General features: G+C 68.1%; 22 protein-coding genes and 1 pseudogene. 15 read left to right on the top strand and 8 right to left on the bottom strand.

What is annotated here, in order from left to right; all coding sequences use genetic code 11:
* Window positions 1-2: 2 nt before the first annotated feature.
* From rpsS to C6570_RS02440, 7 genes are all read left to right on the top strand, one after another.
* A complete protein-coding gene (gene rpsS / locus C6570_RS02470; RefSeq protein WP_028603962.1) occupies window positions 3-278 on the top strand; it encodes a 30S ribosomal protein S19 in 276 nt (91 codons plus the stop codon).
* A gap of 12 nt (window positions 279-290) precedes the next feature.
* Entirely contained in the window at window positions 291-620 is a 330-nt protein-coding gene (gene rplV / locus C6570_RS02465; protein ID WP_106701745.1) for a 50S ribosomal protein L22, read from the top strand.
* 18 nt (window positions 621-638) lie between these two features.
* Entirely contained in the window at window positions 639-1538 is a 900-nt protein-coding gene (gene rpsC / locus C6570_RS02460) for a 30S ribosomal protein S3 (RefSeq protein ID WP_106701743.1), read from the top strand.
* Window positions 1539-1540: 2 nt separating this feature from the next.
* Window positions 1541-1957, top strand: coding sequence for a 50S ribosomal protein L16 (rplP, locus tag C6570_RS02455; RefSeq protein WP_106701741.1), 417 nt, complete (start codon window positions 1541-1543; stop codon window positions 1955-1957).
* 16 nt (window positions 1958-1973) lie between these two features.
* Window positions 1974-2171 (top strand): 50S ribosomal protein L29, encoded by a 198-nt coding sequence (rpmC, locus tag C6570_RS02450; RefSeq protein ID WP_106701739.1) that lies wholly within the window; start codon window positions 1974-1976, stop codon window positions 2169-2171.
* 8 nt (window positions 2172-2179) lie between these two features.
* A complete protein-coding gene (gene rpsQ, locus C6570_RS02445; protein WP_106701737.1) occupies window positions 2180-2449 on the top strand; it encodes a 30S ribosomal protein S17 in 270 nt (89 codons plus the stop codon).
* Window positions 2450-2605: 156 nt separating this feature from the next.
* Complete coding sequence (locus tag C6570_RS02440; protein ID WP_106701735.1) at window positions 2606-3112, top strand: peroxiredoxin; 507 nt, start codon at window positions 2606-2608, stop codon at window positions 3110-3112.
* A 149-nt stretch (window positions 3113-3261) separates the two neighbouring features.
* On the opposite strand, the gene C6570_RS02435 is transcribed toward C6570_RS02440, so the two are convergent.
* Window positions 3262-3735, bottom strand: coding sequence for a GNAT family N-acetyltransferase (locus C6570_RS02435; RefSeq protein WP_425437917.1), 474 nt, complete (start codon window positions 3733-3735; stop codon window positions 3262-3264).
* A gap of 87 nt (window positions 3736-3822) precedes the next feature.
* On the bottom strand, window positions 3823-4503 hold the full coding sequence (locus C6570_RS02430; RefSeq protein WP_106701731.1) for a cytochrome b/b6 domain-containing protein: 681 nt from the start codon (window positions 4501-4503) through the stop codon (window positions 3823-3825).
* A 178-nt stretch (window positions 4504-4681) separates the two neighbouring features.
* Here C6570_RS02430 and C6570_RS02425 point away from each other — a divergent pair, with 178 nt between their 5' ends.
* A complete protein-coding gene (locus C6570_RS02425) occupies window positions 4682-5140 on the top strand; it encodes a c-type cytochrome (protein WP_106701729.1) in 459 nt (152 codons plus the stop codon).
* Between the two features lie 194 nt (window positions 5141-5334).
* On the opposite strand, the gene C6570_RS02420 is transcribed toward C6570_RS02425, so the two are convergent.
* The 4 genes and pseudogenes from C6570_RS02420 to C6570_RS02410 form a co-directional block, all read right to left on the bottom strand.
* Window positions 5335-5832 carry a TlpA disulfide reductase family protein gene (locus C6570_RS02420; RefSeq protein WP_106701727.1) on the bottom strand — a complete coding sequence of 166 codons (498 nt, stop codon included), beginning with the start codon at window positions 5830-5832 and terminating at the stop codon, window positions 5335-5337.
* 204 nt (window positions 5833-6036) lie between these two features.
* Window positions 6037-6726, bottom strand: coding sequence for an alpha/beta fold hydrolase (locus C6570_RS02415; protein ID WP_106701725.1), 690 nt, complete (start codon window positions 6724-6726; stop codon window positions 6037-6039).
* Window positions 6690-6773 (bottom strand): annotated as a pseudogene (locus C6570_RS18605) (alpha/beta fold hydrolase); the annotation flags it as partial. The gene C6570_RS02415 and the pseudogene C6570_RS18605, both read right to left, overlap by 37 nt.
* Before the next feature lie 111 nt (window positions 6774-6884).
* Window positions 6885-8123 carry a CaiB/BaiF CoA transferase family protein gene (locus tag C6570_RS02410; protein ID WP_106701723.1) on the bottom strand — a complete coding sequence of 413 codons (1239 nt, stop codon included), beginning with the start codon at window positions 8121-8123 and terminating at the stop codon, window positions 6885-6887.
* Window positions 8124-8325: 202 nt separating this feature from the next.
* On the opposite strand from C6570_RS02410, the gene C6570_RS02405 reads away from it, so the two are divergent.
* The 5 genes from C6570_RS02405 to ptsP all read left to right on the top strand — a co-directional run bounded on the left by C6570_RS02405 (window position 8326) and on the right by ptsP (window position 12565).
* Entirely contained in the window at window positions 8326-8826 is a 501-nt protein-coding gene (locus C6570_RS02405; RefSeq protein ID WP_123812191.1) for a hypothetical protein, read from the top strand.
* 345 nt (window positions 8827-9171) lie between these two features.
* Window positions 9172-9621, top strand: a complete 450-nt coding sequence (locus C6570_RS02400; protein WP_106701719.1) for a PTS sugar transporter subunit IIA — start codon at window positions 9172-9174, stop codon at window positions 9619-9621.
* Window positions 9590-9859 carry an HPr family phosphocarrier protein gene (locus C6570_RS02395; protein ID WP_106701717.1) on the top strand — a complete coding sequence of 90 codons (270 nt, stop codon included), beginning with the start codon at window positions 9590-9592 and terminating at the stop codon, window positions 9857-9859. The genes C6570_RS02400 and C6570_RS02395 overlap by 32 nt, the downstream gene beginning before the upstream one ends.
* Window positions 9860-9881: 22 nt before the next feature.
* Entirely contained in the window at window positions 9882-10814 is a 933-nt protein-coding gene (locus C6570_RS02390) for a hypothetical protein (RefSeq protein WP_106701715.1), read from the top strand.
* The gene (gene ptsP / locus C6570_RS02385; RefSeq protein WP_106701714.1) at window positions 10811-12565 is read left to right on the top strand and encodes a phosphoenolpyruvate--protein phosphotransferase; all 1755 of its coding nucleotides are present in this window, start codon (window positions 10811-10813) and stop codon (window positions 12563-12565) included. Before C6570_RS02390 ends, ptsP begins: the two co-directional genes overlap by 4 nt.
* A 119-nt stretch (window positions 12566-12684) precedes the next feature.
* Here ptsP and C6570_RS02380 read toward each other — a convergent pair whose 3' ends face one another.
* The gene (locus C6570_RS02380; RefSeq protein ID WP_245896271.1) at window positions 12685-13578 is read right to left on the bottom strand and encodes a DMT family transporter; all 894 of its coding nucleotides are present in this window, start codon (window positions 13576-13578) and stop codon (window positions 12685-12687) included.
* A gap of 145 nt (window positions 13579-13723) precedes the next feature.
* On the opposite strand from C6570_RS02380, the gene C6570_RS02375 reads away from it, so the two are divergent.
* Window positions 13724-14290: a hypothetical protein gene (locus C6570_RS02375; RefSeq protein WP_106701710.1), complete on the top strand. Its 567-nt coding sequence runs from the start codon at window positions 13724-13726 to the stop codon at window positions 14288-14290.
* A gap of 113 nt (window positions 14291-14403) precedes the next feature.
* On the top strand, window positions 14404-15294 hold the full coding sequence (locus C6570_RS02370) for an amino acid ABC transporter substrate-binding protein (RefSeq protein ID WP_425437916.1): 891 nt from the start codon (window positions 14404-14406) through the stop codon (window positions 15292-15294).
* Between the two features lie 110 nt (window positions 15295-15404).
* Here C6570_RS02370 and C6570_RS02365 read toward each other — a convergent pair whose 3' ends face one another.
* Complete coding sequence (locus tag C6570_RS02365) at window positions 15405-17363, bottom strand: sigma-54-dependent Fis family transcriptional regulator (protein ID WP_164675474.1); 1959 nt, start codon at window positions 17361-17363, stop codon at window positions 15405-15407.
* Window positions 17364-17447 lie beyond the last annotated feature (84 nt).

Here is a 17447-nt window from a genome sequence, read left to right as displayed (position 1 = left end):
AAATGACACGTTCTCTCAAGAAGGGTCCGTTTGTGGACCACCACCTTCTGGCCAAGGTCGACAAGGCCGTGGCCACGAAGGACAAGAAGCCCGTCAAAACCTGGTCGCGTCGCTCCATGATCCTGCCCGATTTCATCGGTCTGACGATCGCCGTGCACAACGGCAAGCAGCACGTGCCCGTTTATGTGACCGACCAGATGGTTGGCCACAAGCTCGGCGAATTTGCGCTGACGCGTACCTTCAAAGGTCACGCGGCAGACAAAAAAGCCAAGAAGTAAGGAACAGGACCAATGGAAACACGTGCAGTCCTCCGTGGCGTACGCCTGTCGGTCGACAAGGGCCGTCTGGTGGCCGATCTGATTCGCGGCAAGAAAGTGGATCAGGCGCTCAACACCCTCACCTTCACGCAGAAGAAAGCCGCCGGCATCATCAAGAAAGTGCTGGAGTCGGCCATCGCCAACGCCGAGCACAACGACGGTGCCGACATCGACGAGCTTCGCGTCAAGACCATCTATGTCGAGCAGGGCACCACGCTCAAGCGCTCGGCAGCCCGCGCCAAAGGCCGCGGCGCTCGCTTGTCCAAGCCCACGTGCCATGTGTACGTGACGGTGGGCAACTAAGGAAGGCCGGGAAAGACTATGGGACAAAAAATCCACCCAACCGGTTTCCGCCTGGCGGTGAGCCGCAACTGGGCCAGCCGTTGGTATGCCAACAACCGTGACTTCGCCGGCATGCTGGCCGAAGACATCAAGGTGCGCGAGTACCTCAAGGCCAAGCTGAAGAACGCCGCTGTGTCGCGCGTTCTGATCGAGCGCCCCGCCAAGAACGCCCGCATCACCATCTACTCGGCACGTCCGGGCGTGGTGATCGGCAAGAAAGGCGAAGACATCGAGAAGCTGAAGAAGGACCTGGCAGCCCAGTTGGGCGTGCCTGTGGCCGTCAACATCGAAGAAGTGCGCAAGCCTGAAGTCGATGCCCAGCTGATCGCCGACTCGATCACGCAGCAGCTCGAAAAGCGGATCATGTTCCGCCGCGCCATGAAGCGCGCGATGCAGAACGCCATGCGTCTGGGTGCCCAGGGCATCAAGATCATGTCCGCCGGTCGTCTGAACGGCATCGAAATCGCACGCACCGAGTGGTACCGCGAAGGCCGCGTGCCGCTGCATACGCTGCGTGCCGACATCGACTACGCCACGTCTGAAGCCAAGACCACCTACGGCATCATCGGTGTCAAGGTGTGGGTCTACAAAGGCGACACGCTGGGCCGTAACGATGCCCCGTCGCTGGACAGCACGCCGCGCCCCGAAGGCGAAGAGCGTCGCGGTCCGCGTGGCCCGCGTCGTGACGGCCGTGGTGGCCCTGGCGGCGACCGCGCTGGCCGTGGTGGCCCCCGCCGTGGCGGTGCTGGCACCCATGCCGCGCCGGCCGACGGCAGCGACAAACCCGCTGAGGCCGCAGGCGCCGACGCGCAACCCGCCGTTAAGCGCGTCCGCAAAGCCGCGCCCGCTGCAGCAGCGGACGGCGCCAAAGGAGAGTAAACATGCTGCAACCTGCACGCAGAAAGTACCGCAAGGAGCACAAGGGCCGCAACACCGGTATCGCCACACGTGGCAATACCGTGGCCTTTGGCGAATTCGGCCTGAAGTCCACCGACCGTGGTCGCCTGACGGCGCGCCAGATCGAATCCGCTCGCCGTGCCATCACCCGTCACGTCAAGCGCGGTGGCCGCATCTGGATCCGCGTATTCCCGGACAAGCCAATTTCTACCAAGCCCGCCGAAGTTCGTATGGGTAACGGTAAAGGCAACCCCGAGTACTACGTGGCTGAAATCCAGCCCGGCAAGGTGCTGTATGAAATCGTGGGTGTGCCCGAGGCGCTGGCCCGCGAGGCATTTCAGCTGGCTGCCGCCAAGCTGCCCCTGCGCACGACCTTCGTGGCGCGCATGACCGGCCAGTAATCAGGAGCAACACCAGATGAAAACCGCTGAACTGCGCAACAAGGACGTGGCTGGTCTGCAAGCCGAGGTGAAGGACCTGCAAAAGGCCCATTTCAACCTGCGCATGCAAAAAGCCACGCAGCAACTCAACAACACGGCCCAGCTGCGCGAAACGCGCCGCGCGATCGCCCGCGCCAAAACGCTGATCGCCGAGAAACAAGCCGCCGCCAAGTAAGGACTGTGATGACGGAAGCCAAACCCTCCCTCAAGCGCACCCTGATCGGCACGGTCGTCAGCGACAAGCGCAACAAAACTGTGACCGTGCTCATCGAGCGCCGCGTCAAGCACCCGATCTACGGCAAGATCATGATTCGCTCCTCGAAGTACCACGCGCACGACGAGAACAGCGAATACAAGATGGGCGACACGGTGGAAATCACCGAAAGCCGCCCGCTGTCGAAGACGAAGAACTGGGTCGCTACGCGCCTGGTGCAGAAGGCTGCCGCGGTCTGATTCCGCGCGCCACGGGGGTTCGGCCTTGCAGCCGCTCCTACCGCCAAGACCCCGCCCCGGTGCGGGGCCCCGAAACGGCCCACAATGTGGGTCGTTTTTGTTTTTTGGGCGCTCGCTGTACGTTGCGCCGCCCTATTCACTCAAAAGGACTGCACCATGATTCAAGTTGGAGACGCTCTGCCCGCCGTGACCCTGGCCGAGTATTCGGAAGTGGAAGGCAACGGCTGCAGCCTGGGCCCGAACCCCGTCGATGTCACGCAGGCTGCCGCTGGCAAGACCCTCGCCATCTTCGCCGTGCCGGGCGCCTTCACGCCGACCTGCTCGGCCAAGCACGTGCCCAGCTACCTGCAGAACGCCGACGCGCTGAAGGCCGCTGGCGTGGACGAGATCTGGTGCCTGTCGGTGAACGACGCGTTCGTCATGGGTGCGTGGGCGCGCGACCAGAAGACCGAGGGCAAGATCCGCATGCTGGCCGATGGTGACGCCGCGTTCGCCAAGGCCGTCGGCTTGACGCTCGACTTGAACGGCAAGGGCCTGGGCCTGCGCAGCAACCGCTATTCGATGCTGGTCAAGGACGGCAAGGTGGTGACGCTGAACGTGGAAGCGCCGGCCAAGTTTGAGGTGAGCGACGGCGCCACCATGCTGGCGCAGGCAAAGGCCTGATTCGCCTGGACTCCGGTTTGCTCTAAAAGTGATAGCTGCTAGCGCTTGTCCATAGGGCGCTGGCGGCTTATTTGATTCCAAAGCGTAGCGCGCCCCGCTGCGGCGCATCACGCCGCCACCCGTGGCCGCTAGCGCGGTGATCCTGCAACCTAGGCCTGCAAGTCCACCTTCAGGTAGTGCGCGCCTGGCAGGGGGTTGTGGTAGTAGGGTGGGATGGGCTCGAAGCCCAGGTCTTCGTACAGCGCCCGGGCCGATTCCATGTCGTCCAGCGTGTCCAGCAAGACGCTGTCGTAACCCAGCTGCAGCGCGGCGGCCAGCACCGATTCGGCCAGCTGGCGGCCCAGGCCAAAGCGCCGGAATGCCTTGCGCACGAACAGGCGCTTCATCTCGGCGGCGTTCGCGTAATCCACATCGTCAATGGGCCGCAGCGCGCAGCAGCCGGCCAGTTCGCCATCGACCATGGCCAGCAGCAGCGTGCCGCGCGGCGCGGCGTAGTCGCCGGGCAGGCGGGCCAGCTCGGCCTCGAAATCCTGGAAGTCCAGGTCTACGCCCAGCAGGCTGGCGTATTCCGCGAACAGTTCGCGCGCCTGGGCGATCTGGTCGGCGCTGGTGGCCACAACAATGTCAACGGGCGGGCGGGTATCCACGGGCGTTCAAAAAAGCTTGAAAGATGCCGCTGACGCGCACGGCGCCAGCGGCTGCGACCCAGTTTAGCCCAGCGCCGGGGCCGCGCCCAGTTGCACCACGGCATAGACCACACCGGCCGACACGGCCAGCAGCACCAGCGCCAGCACACGGTTGCCAGCGCCATCGCGCGAAGACGGCAGGGCCACGCCATCGGCCACGCGCTTGTCGCCGGTCAGCATGGGGCCAATCAGGTTCTTGCGCCGCGCCAGGTACGCAAACACGGCCACCACGTGCAGCACGACCAGCCCGATCACCAGGTACTGCCCCCAGCCCTTGTGCCAGGTGGTCGCGCGGCTGACCCAGTCGCCCGAAACGAGCGACGTTAACGGGCCGGCGAAGGCGATCTCGTCGTCGGTGAACAAACCGCTGGCCACTTGCAGAACCAGCGCCGCCATCATCGCCAACACCGACAAGGCGCCCACGGCCGAATGGCCGGCGGTTTCGCTGGCGGGCGCGCGTCCGCCCAGATAGCGCGCGATGCGCCCCGGCGTGGGGAAAAACGTGGCAAAGCGCGACCAGTGGCCGCCCACCAAGCCCCACAGCACACGAAACACCAACAGCGTGAACACCGCGTACGCCAGCCTGAAGTGCCAGTTCATCGCGTCGCCACCCACCTTGGCGGTCACGACCAGGCCGATCACGCAGGCTGCCAGCGCCCAGTGAAACAGTCGGGTGGGCAAGTCCCAGATACGGACGGTGGTCATCGGCTCTCCTGAAGCAGCGTGGGGGTGTGGCCATTTGAACGAAAACCGGCGCTGGTGAGCGCCGGTTTTCTTGCGGTGAAGGTAGCATTCTGCCCGGCACCAGCACAGGTGCGCCGTAGAACGTCCCCACTTGTGCGCCGGACTTCCCATCACCAACGACTCCGACGGAGCGCCTCCCATGAAAAACAAGACCGTGTTGATCCTGTCCCTGGCCGCCGCCAGCCTGCTGACCGCCCTGCCCGCCGCAGCGCAGTTCGCCAAGGCCGAAGACGCCATCCAGTACCGCCAAAGCGCCTTCCGCGTGCTGGGCCACCACTTCAGCCGCCTGGGCGGCATGGCCACCGGCCGTGCGCCTTACGACGCCGCCGCAGCAGCGGCCGATGGCGACGTGCTGGCCGCCGTGGCCAAGCTGCCCTTCCACGGCTTCGTGGCCGGCTCGGACACTGGCAACACCCGCGCCCTGCCCGTCGTGTGGACGGCAGCGCCCAAGTTCAAGGAAATGAACGACAAGATGGTCGACGCCACCGGCAAGCTGGCCGTGGCAGCCAAGAGCGGCAACCTGGACCAACTCAAGGCCAGCTTCGGCCCGGCCGCGCAGACCTGCAAGGCCTGCCACGACGAATTCCGCAAGAAATAAGTAGCGTAGCCAGTTCGATCGCGCAGCGCGGCGCCTGCACAGGCAACTGCGTTTCGCTATAAAAACTGCAGCTGCCAGCGCTTGTCTGACGTGCGCTGGCGGCCAAAAATGCATAAGAAAACCGCCTCATGGGCGGTTTCTTTTTTGGGGTAACGCGGTGACGCTGCAGGCGCCTCAGGCCTGCGGCGAAGCGCTCAGGCTTCAACCAGCAGCTTTTCAATCAGCTTGTGCAGCTCATCAAAATTGGGCGCACCCACGTAGCGCTTGACGATCTCGCCCTTCTTGTTGACCACGAAGGTGGTGGGCGTCAGCTTCACGTCGCCCCAGGCTTGCGCCACGGCCCCGGTGTTGTCGATCGCCACCTTGAACGGCAGCTTGCGCGTTTCTGCGAAGTTGACGACGTAGCTGGGCGGGTCGTACTGCATGGCCACGGCCACTGTTTCGTAGCCTTTGCCTTTGAACTTGTCGTAAGTGGCGACAATTTCGGGCATCTCCGCCACGCAGGTGGTGCAGCTGGTGGCCCAGAAGTTGACCAACGTGACCTTGCCTTGCAGCGACTGCGTGGTCTGGCTGCTGCCGTCCAGCAGGACGAAGGTGGATTGGGGCGCGGCGTCCTGGCCGCAGCCGGCCAAGGCCAGCGAACCGGCCAGAGCGAGGCCGAGACCCAAGGAGCGGAAAGAAAAGGTGTTCATGGTGCAGTCGGCATTTTAGGCAGTTGCGCGTCCGCGCGCTGGCGGCATGGGCACGGGCTAGGGCGCGGCGCGATGGCCGAAGCCGGGTAGACCCGAAGCAGCGCGGTAAGTTCGGCTGACCGTTGCGTTAGTGCTCCAGGGGTTTGCGCCGCGCCGCACAGGGCGATTCGCCGGCGCCATGACGGGCGGCGCGCAAAGCGGCGCTTACTGCCCCAGCCCCAGCAGCAATTCGTGAAACGCCTGCGGCTCGGTCAGCATCGGGTCGTGCCCGGTGGCCATTTCCACCACGCGCGCGCCGCCGCCAGCGGCCCAGTGGCCGCCCCAGAACTGCGGGTCGGCAATGCGTTGGCGCGAAGGGTCGATGGTGGCCAGTTGGGGCGCGGTGCAGCTGATGAAGCTGCGCGGCACGGCGGCGACGCGCGCGGGGTCAAACTGCAGCGGCTGCGTGTAGGTGTGGCCGGGGTGCGGCGTTTGGCGGCGGTTCACCCAGTCGGCCAGCGGGCCGGTCAGGCCAAAAGCGTCTGGCGGCGGGGCGGGGATGGCGTACTGCGCGTTGGCCTGCGCGCCGCCCAGGCGCTGGGCGCGCGTGGCCTCGCTGTGGGCGCTGCTCCAGCTTTCGCCTGGCTTGGGCAGCACGGCATCTACGTAAACCAGGTGGCGCAGGCGGCCAGGGCGCCGGTCGGCCACGGCGGTGCCCAGCATGCCGGCGTAGGAATGGGCGACCAGGATGCAGTCGCTCAGCTCTTCTGCCTCCAGCGCGCCTAGCACGTCGGCGATGTGCGTTTCCAGGTCGATCTGGGGGTCAGCAGGTGCGCGCGCTCGCCCAGGCCCGTCAGCGTGACGGCATGGGCGCGGTGCCCGGCGCGGATCAGCGTGGCGAGCGTGTCGCGCCAATACCAGGCGCCACCCCAGGCGCCGTGAACGAGCAGGTAGTTGGCCATGGTGCGGTTCCTTGGTTTCAGTATTGGCTAAGAAAAACGCCTCTGGCGCAGGCGCACAGAGCGCTGGAAGCTATCAAAACAATAGTTTGTCTGGTTGCGGGCCGCAGCGCGTCAGATGGCGCCATCCGCGCGCAGCTGCGCCAGCCGCGCCGCGTCGTGCCCCAGCAATTCGCCCAGCACCTCGTCCGTGTGCTGGCCCAGCAGCGGCGGCGGCAAGTCGGTGCGCACGGGGGTGGCCGAGAGTTTCAGCGGGCTGGACACCAGTTTCAGGTCGGCCTTCAGCGGGTGCTGCCACTCGGTGACCATGCCGCGCTGCTGCACCTGCGGGTCGTCAAACACCTCGCTCAGGTTGTTGATGGCGCCGCAGGGCACCTTGGCCGCTTCCAGCGCGGCCAGCCAGTCGGCCTTGCTGCGCGTTGCCATGATTTGCGTAAGGATCGGCACAAGTTCGCCGCGGTTACGCACGCGATCGGCGTTTTTAACGTAGCGCGGGTCAGCCGCCAGCTCGGGCTGTCCCGCCACCTGGCAGAACTTGGCAAACTGCCCGTCGTTGCCGACGGCCAGGATGATGTGGTCGGCGCTGCCATCGGGCTTGGGCGCCACCTCGAACACCTGGTAGGGCACGATGTTCTGGTGCGCGTTGCCCATGCGCCCCGGCACCTTGCCGCTGACGAGGTAGTTGGCGCCCAGGTTGGCCAGCATGGCGGTTTGCGTGTCCAGCAGCGCCATGTCCAGGTACTGGCCTTCGCCGGTGCGTTCGGCGTGGCGCAGCGCGGCCAGGATGCCCACGGCGCTGTACAGGCCGGTGAACAGGTCGGCCACGGCCACGCCCACCTTCTGCGGGCCGCCGCCGGGCAGGTCGTCGCGCTCGCCGGTGATGCTCATCAGCCCGCCCATGCCCTGCACGGCGTAGTCGTACCCAGCGCGCGGCGCGTACGGCCCCGTCTGGCCAAAGCCCGTCAGGCTGCAGTACACCAGCGCGGGGTTGATGGCGCGCAGGCTGTCGTAATCCAGCCCGTAGCGCGCCATGTCGCCCACCTTGAAGTTTTCGATGAATACGTGGCAATGGGGCACCAGCTCGCGGATCAGCTGCTGGCCCGCGGGCTGGCTGATGTCGCAGGTGACCGAGCGCTTGTTGCGGTTGGCGCCCAGGTAATAGGCCGATTCTTGCGATTCGCCGCCGCCTTCGGCCTGCAGGAAGGGCGGCCCCCAGCTGCGCGTGTCGTCGCCCGTGCCGGGCCGCTCGATCTTGATCACGTCGGCGCCCAGATCGGCCAGGGTCTGCGTGCACCACGGGCCTGCCAGCACGCGAGACAGATCCAGAACGCGAATGCCATCCAAAGAGTTCATGGCTTCATTCTCACCCAGCCCTGTGCGCCACGGTCCCGCGCGGGCGACAACGGGGCGTAGGCCCGCGCCGATAATGCGCCGCATGGCCTGCTCGCGCCCCATTTTTTGCTCGTTGGCCGCATCGCGCGCCGGCGGCCTTCGCCGCGGGATCCGCAAGATCGCCCGCACGTTCGCGCCAGCGTGGGCCGCGGCAGCGCTGTGGATGGCCCTGACCGCCTGCACACCCACCCTCAATTGGCGCGAGCTGCCCCTGCCGCCCACTGGCGCCCATGCCCTGCTGCCCTGCAAGCCCGACCGCGCTGAACGCAGCGTGCCGCTGGGCGGCGCGCCCACCGATCTGGTGGTGATGGGTTGCGATGCGGGCGGCACCACGTTCGCAGTGATGGCGGCCGTGGTGCCACCCGGCCGCGCGCCGGATGCGCTGCTGGAAGGCTGGCAGCAGGCCACCCTCAGCAATATGAAGGCGCATGGCGAGGTGCAGCGGCAGCCCTTTCACCCCGCCGCCGGCCTGCCACTGCCCCACGCGCAGCGGGTGGTGGCGCAGGGCGATGCACCCAGCGGCCGGCCCGTCTATGCGCAGGCGGCCTGGTCGGCCCGCAGCGCGGAAGGCGGCGCCACCGAGCTGGTGCACGCGGTGATGTACAGCGAAAAGCCCCAGCCGGACGTGGCCGACGCCTTCTTCGCCGGGCTGAAGTGGCGGTAAGCGCGCGGGTCATCTTGCCTGCGAGCGGCGGGCGTGCTCCTCCTTGCCTGGATCGGTCAACCTATCTGCTGCGCGCGCTGGCCAGACGCCGTCGCGCATGGGCCGGGGCATGGCTCTGCCGGAAGTGCGTCGCGCCGGCAAGTCGCGCGCGCCGGCACCGCGCCGTGGGCTTGTGCAGCCGATGTGGCCTGGCCGGGCAGGGGCATTCACGCTGGCAGCGCGCGGCGGATAATCGGCTCCTGTTGACTACTATCCACCCCATGCGTTGCCACCCCTGCGCCCCGCTGAAGGGCACCCCAGCCCACGGCGCGGCCTTCGTGCGGGCGGCGCGCGCCGGGTGCTGAAATGAACGCCGTCCTCATCATTGCGCACGCCCCGCTGGCCAACGCCTTGCGCGAAGGCGTGCTGCACTGTTTCCCCGACGCCGCCGACGCGGTGGCGGCGGTCGATATCCAGGCCCAGGCTGAGCCTGAGGCTTCCCTCGCCCAGGCGCAACACGCGCTGGCCGCCCTGCCCAGCGACGAGGTGCTGGTGCTGACCGACATCTTTGGCGCCACGCCCTGCAACGTGGCGCAGCGGCTGGTCGATGGCGTGCGCACCCGCCTGATCGCCGGGGCCAACCTGCCCATGGCGCTGCGCGCCATGAGCTACCGCGCCGAGCCGCTGGAAGCCATGGCCGCGCGCGCGCTGGCTGGCGGCGCCCAGGGCGTGATGTCCGTGGCGGCCACCGGGCCGCAAAACCAGAGCCGACGACCCACTCCGAATGATTCAGAGCAACATCACCATCAGCAATAAGCTTGGCCTGCATGCGCGCGCCTCGGCCAAACTCACCAAGCTGGCGGGCAGTTTCCCGTGCGAAGTCTGGATGGCCAAGGGCGGCCGCCGCGTCAACGCCAAGAGCATCATGGGCGTGATGATGCTGGCCGCCGGCATCGGCAGCGAGGTGTCGATCGAAACCGATGGCGAGCGCGAGCAGGAAGCCATGGACGCGCTGCGCGCCCTGATCGACGACAAATTCGGCGAGGGCGAATAAACCCGCCAGACAAGCGCAGCGCATGCCGATCCGCCTCAGTCGAAATGGCCGCGCCGCGCGCCTGAACGCGCTGGCCAACGAGCGCTGCGACGCCGGCGACGTGCCTGGCGCGCTCGACTTGTACGGCCAAGCGGCCCGCGCGCAACCCGCCTGGGCCGTGCCGTGGTTCAACCTGGGGCTGCTGCACAAGTACCGCGGGCAATGGCAGGCGTCGCTGGACGCCAACCAGGCCGCGCTGGCGCGAGAGCCGTCTCACGAAGGGGCGATCTGGAACGCCGGCATCGCCGCCACCGCCCTCGGGCAATGGCGGTTGGCGCGCGCCCTGTGGCGCCGCTATGGCATCGACATGCCCGACAGCGATGCGCCCCCCGCCTTCGCGCCCAGCCTGACCCCGATCCGCGTGAACCTGTCCCACGCGCCCGAGGTGCTGTGGGCCGACCGCATCTGCCCGGCGCGGGCGGTGATTCGCTCGGTGCCCACCCCCTCTTCAGGGCGGCGGTACGGCGATGTGCTGCTGCACGATGGCGCGCCCAATGGCACGCGCCGCCTGCACGGGCGCGAGGTGCCCGTTTTTGACGAGCTGCAGGTGCTGGCGCCGTCTGACCACGCCACCTGGACGCTGCAGCTTGACGACCTGGCGGCCGAGCAGGCCGACGCGCTGGTGCAGCGCCTGGTCGACGCCGATTTGCCCGCCGAGGACTGGACCCGCAGCCTGCGGTCGCTCTGCAAGGCGTGCTCGGAAGGCCGCGCGGACGACGACCCCGCGCATACGCACGCTGCTGAATTGGCGCAGGATGACCGCCCCGGCAGCACCACGCTGGCGCTGGCCCTGCGCCGCGAAACGGGCGACCGTGACAAGGCCCTGGCGCTGCTCGCGCCGCTGCCGCAAGCGGCCACCGGGCGCTGGGAATGCGTGCTGCCCGCCCACGGCGACGCCGCGAAGGAATCAACATGAGCTTTGCCATCCATGGATTGGCGGTGGCGCGCGGCGTGGCCATTGGCCGTGCCGTGCTGGTGGCGTCCAGCCGGCTGGACGTGGTGCACAACTTCATCCAGCCCGATCAGGTCAAAAGCGAAATCGCCCGCCTGAACGCCGCGCGCGACGCGGTGATCGAAGAGCTGCAGCGGCTGCTGGCCACCATGCCCAAGGACGCGCCGGGCGAGCTGTCGGGCGTGCTGGAAGTGCACCTGCTGCTGCTGCAAGACCCCAGCATTGGCGCCGACACGCGCCGCTGGGTGGTAGAGCGCCACTACAACGCCGAGTGGGCGCTGACCAGCCAGCTGGAAGTGCTCTCGCGCCAGTTCGACCAGATGGAGGACGAATACCTTCGCGAGCGCAAGGCCGATGTGGAGCAGGTGGTTGAACGCGTGCTGCGCCACCTGAAGGGCGCTGCCTTGCCGGTCACGGCCGCCGCCGCGCGGCGCGAACCGCGGCAGCACGACCTGGCGCTGGACGACACGCTGGACGTGCCGCTGGTGCTGGTGGCGCACGATTTGTCGCCCGCCGACATGCTGCAGTTCAAGCAAAGCGTGTACGCGGGCTTTGTGACCGATGTGGGCGGAAAGACCAGCCACACGGCCATCGTTGCGCGCAGCATGGACATTCCGGCCGTGGTGGGCGCGCGCTCGGCCAGCCAGCTGGTGCGCCAGGACGACTGGGTCATCATCGACGGCGATGCGGGCGTCATCATCGTCGACCCCTCGCCCATCATCCTGGCCGAATACGGCTACAAGCAGCGCCAGGGCGAGCTGGAGCGCGGGCGCCTGGCGCGGCTGAAGAACACCCCCGCCGTCACGCTGGACGGCCAGCGCATCGACCTGCTGGCCAACATCGAAGAGCCGGGCGACACCGCCGCCGCGCTGGCGGTGGGCGCGGTGGGCGTGGGGCTGTTCCGCAGCGAATTCCTGTTCATGGGCCGCCAGGGCAAGCTGCCGGGCGAGGACGAGCAGTACGCCGCCTACCGCGCGGCGGTGGAGGGCATGCACGGCCTGCCGGTGACGATCCGCACCGTGGACGTGGGCGCCGACAAGCCGCTGGACGAATCGCGCCACGACGCCGCGCACCTGAACCCTGCGTTGGGCCAGCGCGCCATCCGCTGGTGCCTGGCCGAGCCAGCCATGTTCCTGGCGCAGCTGCGCGCCATCCTGCGCGCGGCGGCGCACGGCAAGGTGCAGATCCTGATTCCGATGCTGGCGCACGCCAGCGAGATCCGCCAGACGCTGGAGCTGATCGACAAGGCGCGCGAGCAGCTGGACCAGCGCGGCCAGGCCTACGGCCCCGTGAAGCTGGGCGCGATGATCGAGGTGCCGGCGGCCGCGCTGTCGCTGCGGCTGTTCTTGCGCTACTTCGACTACCTGTCGATCGGCACCAACGACCTGACGCAGTACACCCTGGCCATCGACCGCGCCGACGAGAGCGTGGCCAACCTGTACGACCAGCTGCACCCGGCCGTGCTGCGGCTGGTGGCCGACACCATTGCGGAAGGCGCGCGCCTGGGCAAGCCGGTGGCGGTGTGCGGCGAAATGGCGGGCGACCCGGACATGACGCGCCTGCTGCTCGGCCTGGGGCTGCGCAGCTTTTCCATGCACCCGTCGCAGATCTTGCAGGTCAAGCAAGAGGTGCTGCGCGCCGACGTCAGCAAGCTGACCGACTGGGCGCAGGCCGTGCTGGAAAGCGACGAACCGGCCGCGCTGCTGGAAGGCTGAGCGGCGCCGCCTGGCGCGCAGATTCGATAAGAAAAGTGGCCCTGGCGCAGGTGCCGCCAGCGCTGGCAGCTATCAAATAAATAGTATTCAGCGCAGCCGGGCAGTGCGCTGGCCGCGCTTCAACGCGCCCGCGTGCCCAGCACCGCCGCCACCAGGATCAAGCCCGTGGCCAGCGCCACGTTCCAGGTCAGCGCTTGGCCGGTGGTCATCAGCAGCAAGAAGGTGGACAGCAGCGGCGTGAGGTAGCTCAGCACGCCGATCTGCCGGGCGTCGCCGCGCTTGAGGGCCGCGTCCCACAAGAAGAAGGCGCCGCCCAGCGGGCCCAACCCCAGCAGGGCGATCAGCGCCAGGTCGCGCGCCGACAGCGCCACGCTGGGCTCCAGCAGCGCGTGGCACACCAGCGCCAGCACGCCCGACACCACGCCGAACAGGCCGATGGCGGCCGTGGGAAAGGCGCGGCCCGTCATCGACAGGCGCTTGGTCAGCAGCGAATAGGTGGACCACACCACCGCCGCCGCCGCCGCGCAGCCATAGCCCGCGGCGGCCCACGGCCCGGCGCTGGCGCCCGCGCCGCCGCGCCCCACGATGGCGATCGCCGCCCCGGCAAAACCCAGCACCGCCGCCACCATGTGCAGGCGCGTCAGCCGCACGCCCGGCAGCAGCAGCGGCGCCAGAAACACGATGCCCAGCGGCCACAGGTAGTTGACCAGGTTCGCCTCCACCGGCGGCGCCAGCTGCAGCGCGGTGAACAGCAGGAAGTGGTAGCCAAACAGCCCATACACGCCCAGCGCCAGCGTGGGCCAGGGCACGGCCAGGCGCCGCACGTCGAACCGCACCATGGGCAGCGCCAGCACGCTGCCCAGCAGCAGCGCCAGCCCCGTCAGCAAGAACGGCGGCACGTGCGCCAGCGAGGTGCCCAGCGCGGCCAGCGAAGCCCACAGGCCCACCGCGCCCAGGGCGAGGCCATTGGCCGCCGCAGCGGACGAGGAGGAAGGGCGGGCGGAGGAGGTCAAGGGCGGCGCGGCGCGAGGGCGGTGTAGGTCAGCGATGGGGACGATGGGCGGGCAATGCTTGCGTAAGATAACCGGCTTTCCGCCACCGCCCGCCAGGCCCAGTCGTCTTGCCATGACCTCTCTCACACGCGCCCCACGTGGCCGGATGGCCCGATCAGTTCGTCGCTGGCGCGCCGTCGCGCTGTGGCTGTCGGCCTGCCTGGCGACGGCGGCGTTCGCTGCTGCGCCTTCGGTGCCCGCCACGGCCACGTTCGTCGACAAGGCCAGCGGCGTCACCTACGACTACCCGGCCAGCTTCAAGCTCGACCCGGAGTTCCATGGCTCGCCCGTCATGATCGGCGTGTCCGATTCGTCGATGGAAAAAGGCGACATCAGCTTTCGCTTCCTGACCGACCCTGCGCTCGTGCCAAAGGTAGACAGCGCCGCCGACGCCGAGCAGCTGGGCGCCGCGCTGCGCGCGCGACTGGACGCATTCTTGCGGCGCGCGCAGTTCCAGCGCATGGGCAGCACGCAACTGCTGGGGCGCCCCGCCGCCGACGTGGTGTACCGGCACATCCTCAACGTGGCTTCAGGGCGGCCGCTGCAGCTGCGCCTGGTTGCCACGGTGATCGGTGGCAAGACCTACTTTCTGCGCTGCAGCTACCCGGCCGATCTGGCGGCCGAGTACGACGCGGTGTGCGATGCCATCCGCGACAGCGCCCGCCTGCGCTGACGGGCCGCCGACCGGCGCCGGTGGCTAGGGCAAGCCCCGTCGCCGCTGCGCCCAAGTGGCTGTAAGCTGTAGCCACCCACCTCTTCTGGAGCTTGAACTCGATGAAACGTGTTATGACGGGCGCCCTGTGCGCCGCCACCGTAGCCATGCTGGGCGCCGCGTTGCCGGCCCATGCCCAAAGCGCCGACACGCTGTCCAAGATCAGCAGCAGCGGCAAGATGACGTTTGCCTACCGCGAATCGTCGGTGCCGTTCAGCTACCTGGAAGGCCCCGAGAAGCCCATCGGCTTTGCGGTGGACATCAGCAACGCCATCGCCGACGCGGTGCGCAAGCAGACCGGCAAAAGCAACCTGACCGTGGGCTGGCAGGCCGTGACCTCGGCCAACCGCATCCCGCTGCTGCAAAACGGCACGATCGACCTGGAATGCGGCTCCACCACCAACAACAGCGCCCGCGGCAAGGATGTGGACTTTGCCATCAACCATTTCTACACCGGCACGCGCCTGCTGGTGAAGAAGTCGTCGGGCATCAAGAACTACGCCGACCTGAAGGGCAAGACGGTGGCCATCACCACCGGCACCACCAACATGCAGGTGGTGCGCCGCTACAACGAGGAAAAAGGGCTGGGCATCAACATCGTGTCCACCAAGGACCACGCCGATGCCGCCCTGCTGGTCGAAGCCGACCGCGCCGCCGCCTTCGCGATGGACGACATCCTGCTGTTCGGCCTGAAGGCCAATGCCAAAGACCCGGCTTCGCTGGAAGTGGTGGGCGATTCGCTGCAGGTCGAACCCTACGCCTGCATGATTCGCAAGAACGACCCGAAATTCAAGGCGCTGGTCGACGGCGTGATCACCGGCATGATGAAGTCGGGCGAGTTTGAAAAGCTCTACAACAAGTGGTTCATGCAACCGATCCCCCCGCGCAACCAGAGCATCGGCCTGCCGATGAGCAAGGAACTGCAAGACAACATCAAGGCCCCTTCCGACAAGCCTGCCACCTGATGGTTTGACCCAAAGTCGCAAGGTCCAAGGCCCGCTTCGAGCGGGCCTTTTTTCTGGGCAATCAGGAAAAGCGCAATGCAGGCGTCGCCCGGCGGCAGGCACGCGCGAGCTCAGGCCTCGGCGTCAGCCTTCTTCAAATGGCGGTAAATGGTCTGGCGGCTGATGCCCAGGCGCCGCGCGGCCTCGCTGACGTTGCCGCCGCCATCGGCCAACGCCTGCGCGATGGCCTGGTGGGCGATTTTTCGCAAGGCCGCCGGCGGCGCGGCTTCTGGCGCTGCGTTAGCCTGACCCACCGAAATGGCGCGCGTTTCCGCCGCTTTACCGGCGGGCTGCACCCGTGCTGCCGGGCTGGCCAGCGCATCGCGCAGGTCGCTGGCCAGGTGCGGCCAGTCGATGGCGGGCTCGTGCGCCGGGTCGCGCAGCGCGCAGGCGGTTTGCAGCACGCTGGCCAGCTGCCGCAGGTTGCCGGGCCATGCGTAGCCGCGCAGCGCGGCCAGCAGATCGGGCGCGATGCGCACGCCGCCGTCGTCCCACTGCGCCAGCATGCGCGTGGCCAGCGCATCGAAGTCCTCGCGCTCGCGCAGGGCGGGCAGCTTCACGCTGAAGCCGTTGAGGCGGTAGTACAGGTCGCTGCGAAAGCGCCCTTCCGCCACCGCATCGGCCAGCACGCAGTGCGTGGCGCTGACCAAGGCAAAGTCCACCGGCACCGGCGTGCCGCCCAGCGGCGTGACCTTTTTTTCCTGCAGCACGCGCAGCAGCCGGGTTTGCAGCAGCAGCGGCATGTCGCCGATCTCGTCCAGGAAGAGCGTGCCGCCCTCGGCCTCGCGGATGCGGCCCAGGCTGCCGCCCTTTTGCGCGCCGGTGTAGGCGCCGGGGGCGTAGCCGAACAGCTCTGCCTCGATCAGCGATTCCGGGATGGCCGCGCAGTTGACGGCCACGAAGGGCCGGCCGCGCCGCGGCCCGCTGTCGTGGCAGGCCCGGGCGAAGACTTCCTTGCCGACGCCCGATTCGCCCTGGATGAGCAGCGCGATGGGCTTGTCCAGAATGCGGCGCACCTGTTGCGCGGCGCGGCGCCATTGCGTGTCGCCCGTGTCGCTGGCCGCCAGCGCGTCCAAGCGGGGCTCGTGGGCCTCGGGCACGACGGCGCGGCTGGGCGTGCGCTGCGTGGGCCGCTCGACCCGCAAGAACATGCGCCGCCCGTCCGGCAGGCGCACGGTGTGCGGTTCGCGCCCCGTGCGGGCCAGCAGGTGCGCCAGGCGTTCTTGCAGGCGCGTTTCCAGCTGAAGCGCAAAGAAGTCGTGCGGCGCCAGGCGCAGGGCGCGAATCGCTTCCTGGTTGGCGCCCAGCAGCGTGCCGCTTTCTGACAGCACCACGATGCCTTCGGCTGGCGTGTCCAGCCCTTCGGCGGCGCTGTGCAGGTGCACGCGCACCGCGTCGCGGTAACGCGCCTTGAGCCAGTTGTTTTCGATCAGGCGCGCCGCGCTGCTGGCCAGCCCCAGCGCGTGCATGTGCGACGCGCGCTCGTCCCCCGAAATGTCGATGGCGCCGGCCACGGCCCCCTGCGCGGTGAAGATGGGCGCGGCCGAGCAATGCAGGAAGCCGTTGCGTTCCAGATAGTGCTCACCGGCCCGCACCTGCAGCGCGCTGGCGTCCTCGATGGCGGTGCCGATGGCGTTGGTGCCCCGCACCGATTCGCGCCAGGAGGCGCCGGTGCGCAGCTCCACCCGCTGCGCCTTGGTCAGAAAGCCGTGGTCGCCCACCGTGTGCAGCAGCATGCTGTCCACGTCTGCCAGCACCACCATGCAGTCGCCGCCGCGAATCTGGCCGTACATAAAGTCCATCACCGGGCGGGCGAAAGACAGCATCTGCGCGTTTTGCTCCAGCGATTGCGACAGGCTCAGCCCGCCCACGGGCTCGGCAAGCTCGCGGCCGCCGAACGGCGGCAAGCCCGCGTGCAGGCTGCGCTGCCAGGAGCGCGCCAGGCGGTCGTTCAACGCGCTGGGCAGGCAGGCACCGTGATCCAGCAGGTGCCGGCGTGCCAGCTGCAGGCTGTCGGTCGCAATACCCATGGCTGTCTGTCTCCTGATCGGCCTGCCGCGGGGCGGCATGGCGGGTGTCGGGTGCCCGTGTGCGCCGGCGTTCAAGCGCGCGGT

The sequence above is a fragment of the Ottowia oryzae genome (assembly GCF_003008535.1).
In the GTDB taxonomy this organism is placed as follows: Bacteria; Pseudomonadota; Gammaproteobacteria; order Burkholderiales; family Burkholderiaceae_C; genus Ottowia; species Ottowia oryzae.
This window is presented reverse-complemented; position numbering and strand designations above follow the sequence as displayed.

Bases quoted from the DNA above. Each gene is read 5' to 3' on its own strand.
- rplV (WP_106701745.1), top strand. From the start codon at position 291: ATGGAAACACGTGCAGTCCTCCGTGGCGTACGCCTGTCGGTCGACAAG.
- C6570_RS02430 (WP_106701731.1), bottom strand. From the start codon at position 4,503: ATGACCACCGTCCGTATCTGGGACTTGCCCACCCGACTGTTTCACTGG.
- C6570_RS02405 (WP_123812191.1), top strand. From the start codon at position 8,326: ATGGCCCTGACCGCCTGCACACCCACCCTCAATTGGCGCGAGCTGCCC.
- C6570_RS02400 (WP_106701719.1), top strand. From the start codon at position 9,172: ATGAACGCCGTCCTCATCATTGCGCACGCCCCGCTGGCCAACGCCTTG.
- C6570_RS02440 (WP_106701735.1), top strand. From the start codon at position 2,606: ATGATTCAAGTTGGAGACGCTCTGCCCGCCGTGACCCTGGCCGAGTAT.
- C6570_RS02420 (WP_106701727.1), bottom strand. From the start codon at position 5,832: ATGAACACCTTTTCTTTCCGCTCCTTGGGTCTCGGCCTCGCTCTGGCC.
- rpsQ (WP_106701737.1), top strand. From the start codon at position 2,180: ATGACGGAAGCCAAACCCTCCCTCAAGCGCACCCTGATCGGCACGGTC.
- C6570_RS02395 (WP_106701717.1), top strand. From the start codon at position 9,590: ATGATTCAGAGCAACATCACCATCAGCAATAAGCTTGGCCTGCATGCG.
- C6570_RS02410 (WP_106701723.1), bottom strand. From the start codon at position 8,123: ATGAACTCTTTGGATGGCATTCGCGTTCTGGATCTGTCTCGCGTGCTG.
- rpmC (WP_106701739.1), top strand. From the start codon at position 1,974: ATGAAAACCGCTGAACTGCGCAACAAGGACGTGGCTGGTCTGCAAGCC.
- rpsC (WP_106701743.1), top strand. From the start codon at position 639: ATGGGACAAAAAATCCACCCAACCGGTTTCCGCCTGGCGGTGAGCCGC.
- ptsP (WP_106701714.1), top strand. From the start codon at position 10,811: ATGAGCTTTGCCATCCATGGATTGGCGGTGGCGCGCGGCGTGGCCATT.
- rplP (WP_106701741.1), top strand. From the start codon at position 1,541: ATGCTGCAACCTGCACGCAGAAAGTACCGCAAGGAGCACAAGGGCCGC.
- rpsS (WP_028603962.1), top strand. From the start codon at position 3: ATGACACGTTCTCTCAAGAAGGGTCCGTTTGTGGACCACCACCTTCTG.
- C6570_RS02390 (WP_106701715.1), top strand. From the start codon at position 9,882: ATGCCGATCCGCCTCAGTCGAAATGGCCGCGCCGCGCGCCTGAACGCG.
- C6570_RS02370 (WP_425437916.1), top strand. From the start codon at position 14,404: ATGACGGGCGCCCTGTGCGCCGCCACCGTAGCCATGCTGGGCGCCGCG.
- C6570_RS02425 (WP_106701729.1), top strand. From the start codon at position 4,682: ATGAAAAACAAGACCGTGTTGATCCTGTCCCTGGCCGCCGCCAGCCTG.
- C6570_RS02375 (WP_106701710.1), top strand. From the start codon at position 13,724: ATGGCCCGATCAGTTCGTCGCTGGCGCGCCGTCGCGCTGTGGCTGTCG.
- C6570_RS02365 (WP_164675474.1), bottom strand. From the start codon at position 17,363: ATGGGTATTGCGACCGACAGCCTGCAGCTGGCACGCCGGCACCTGCTG.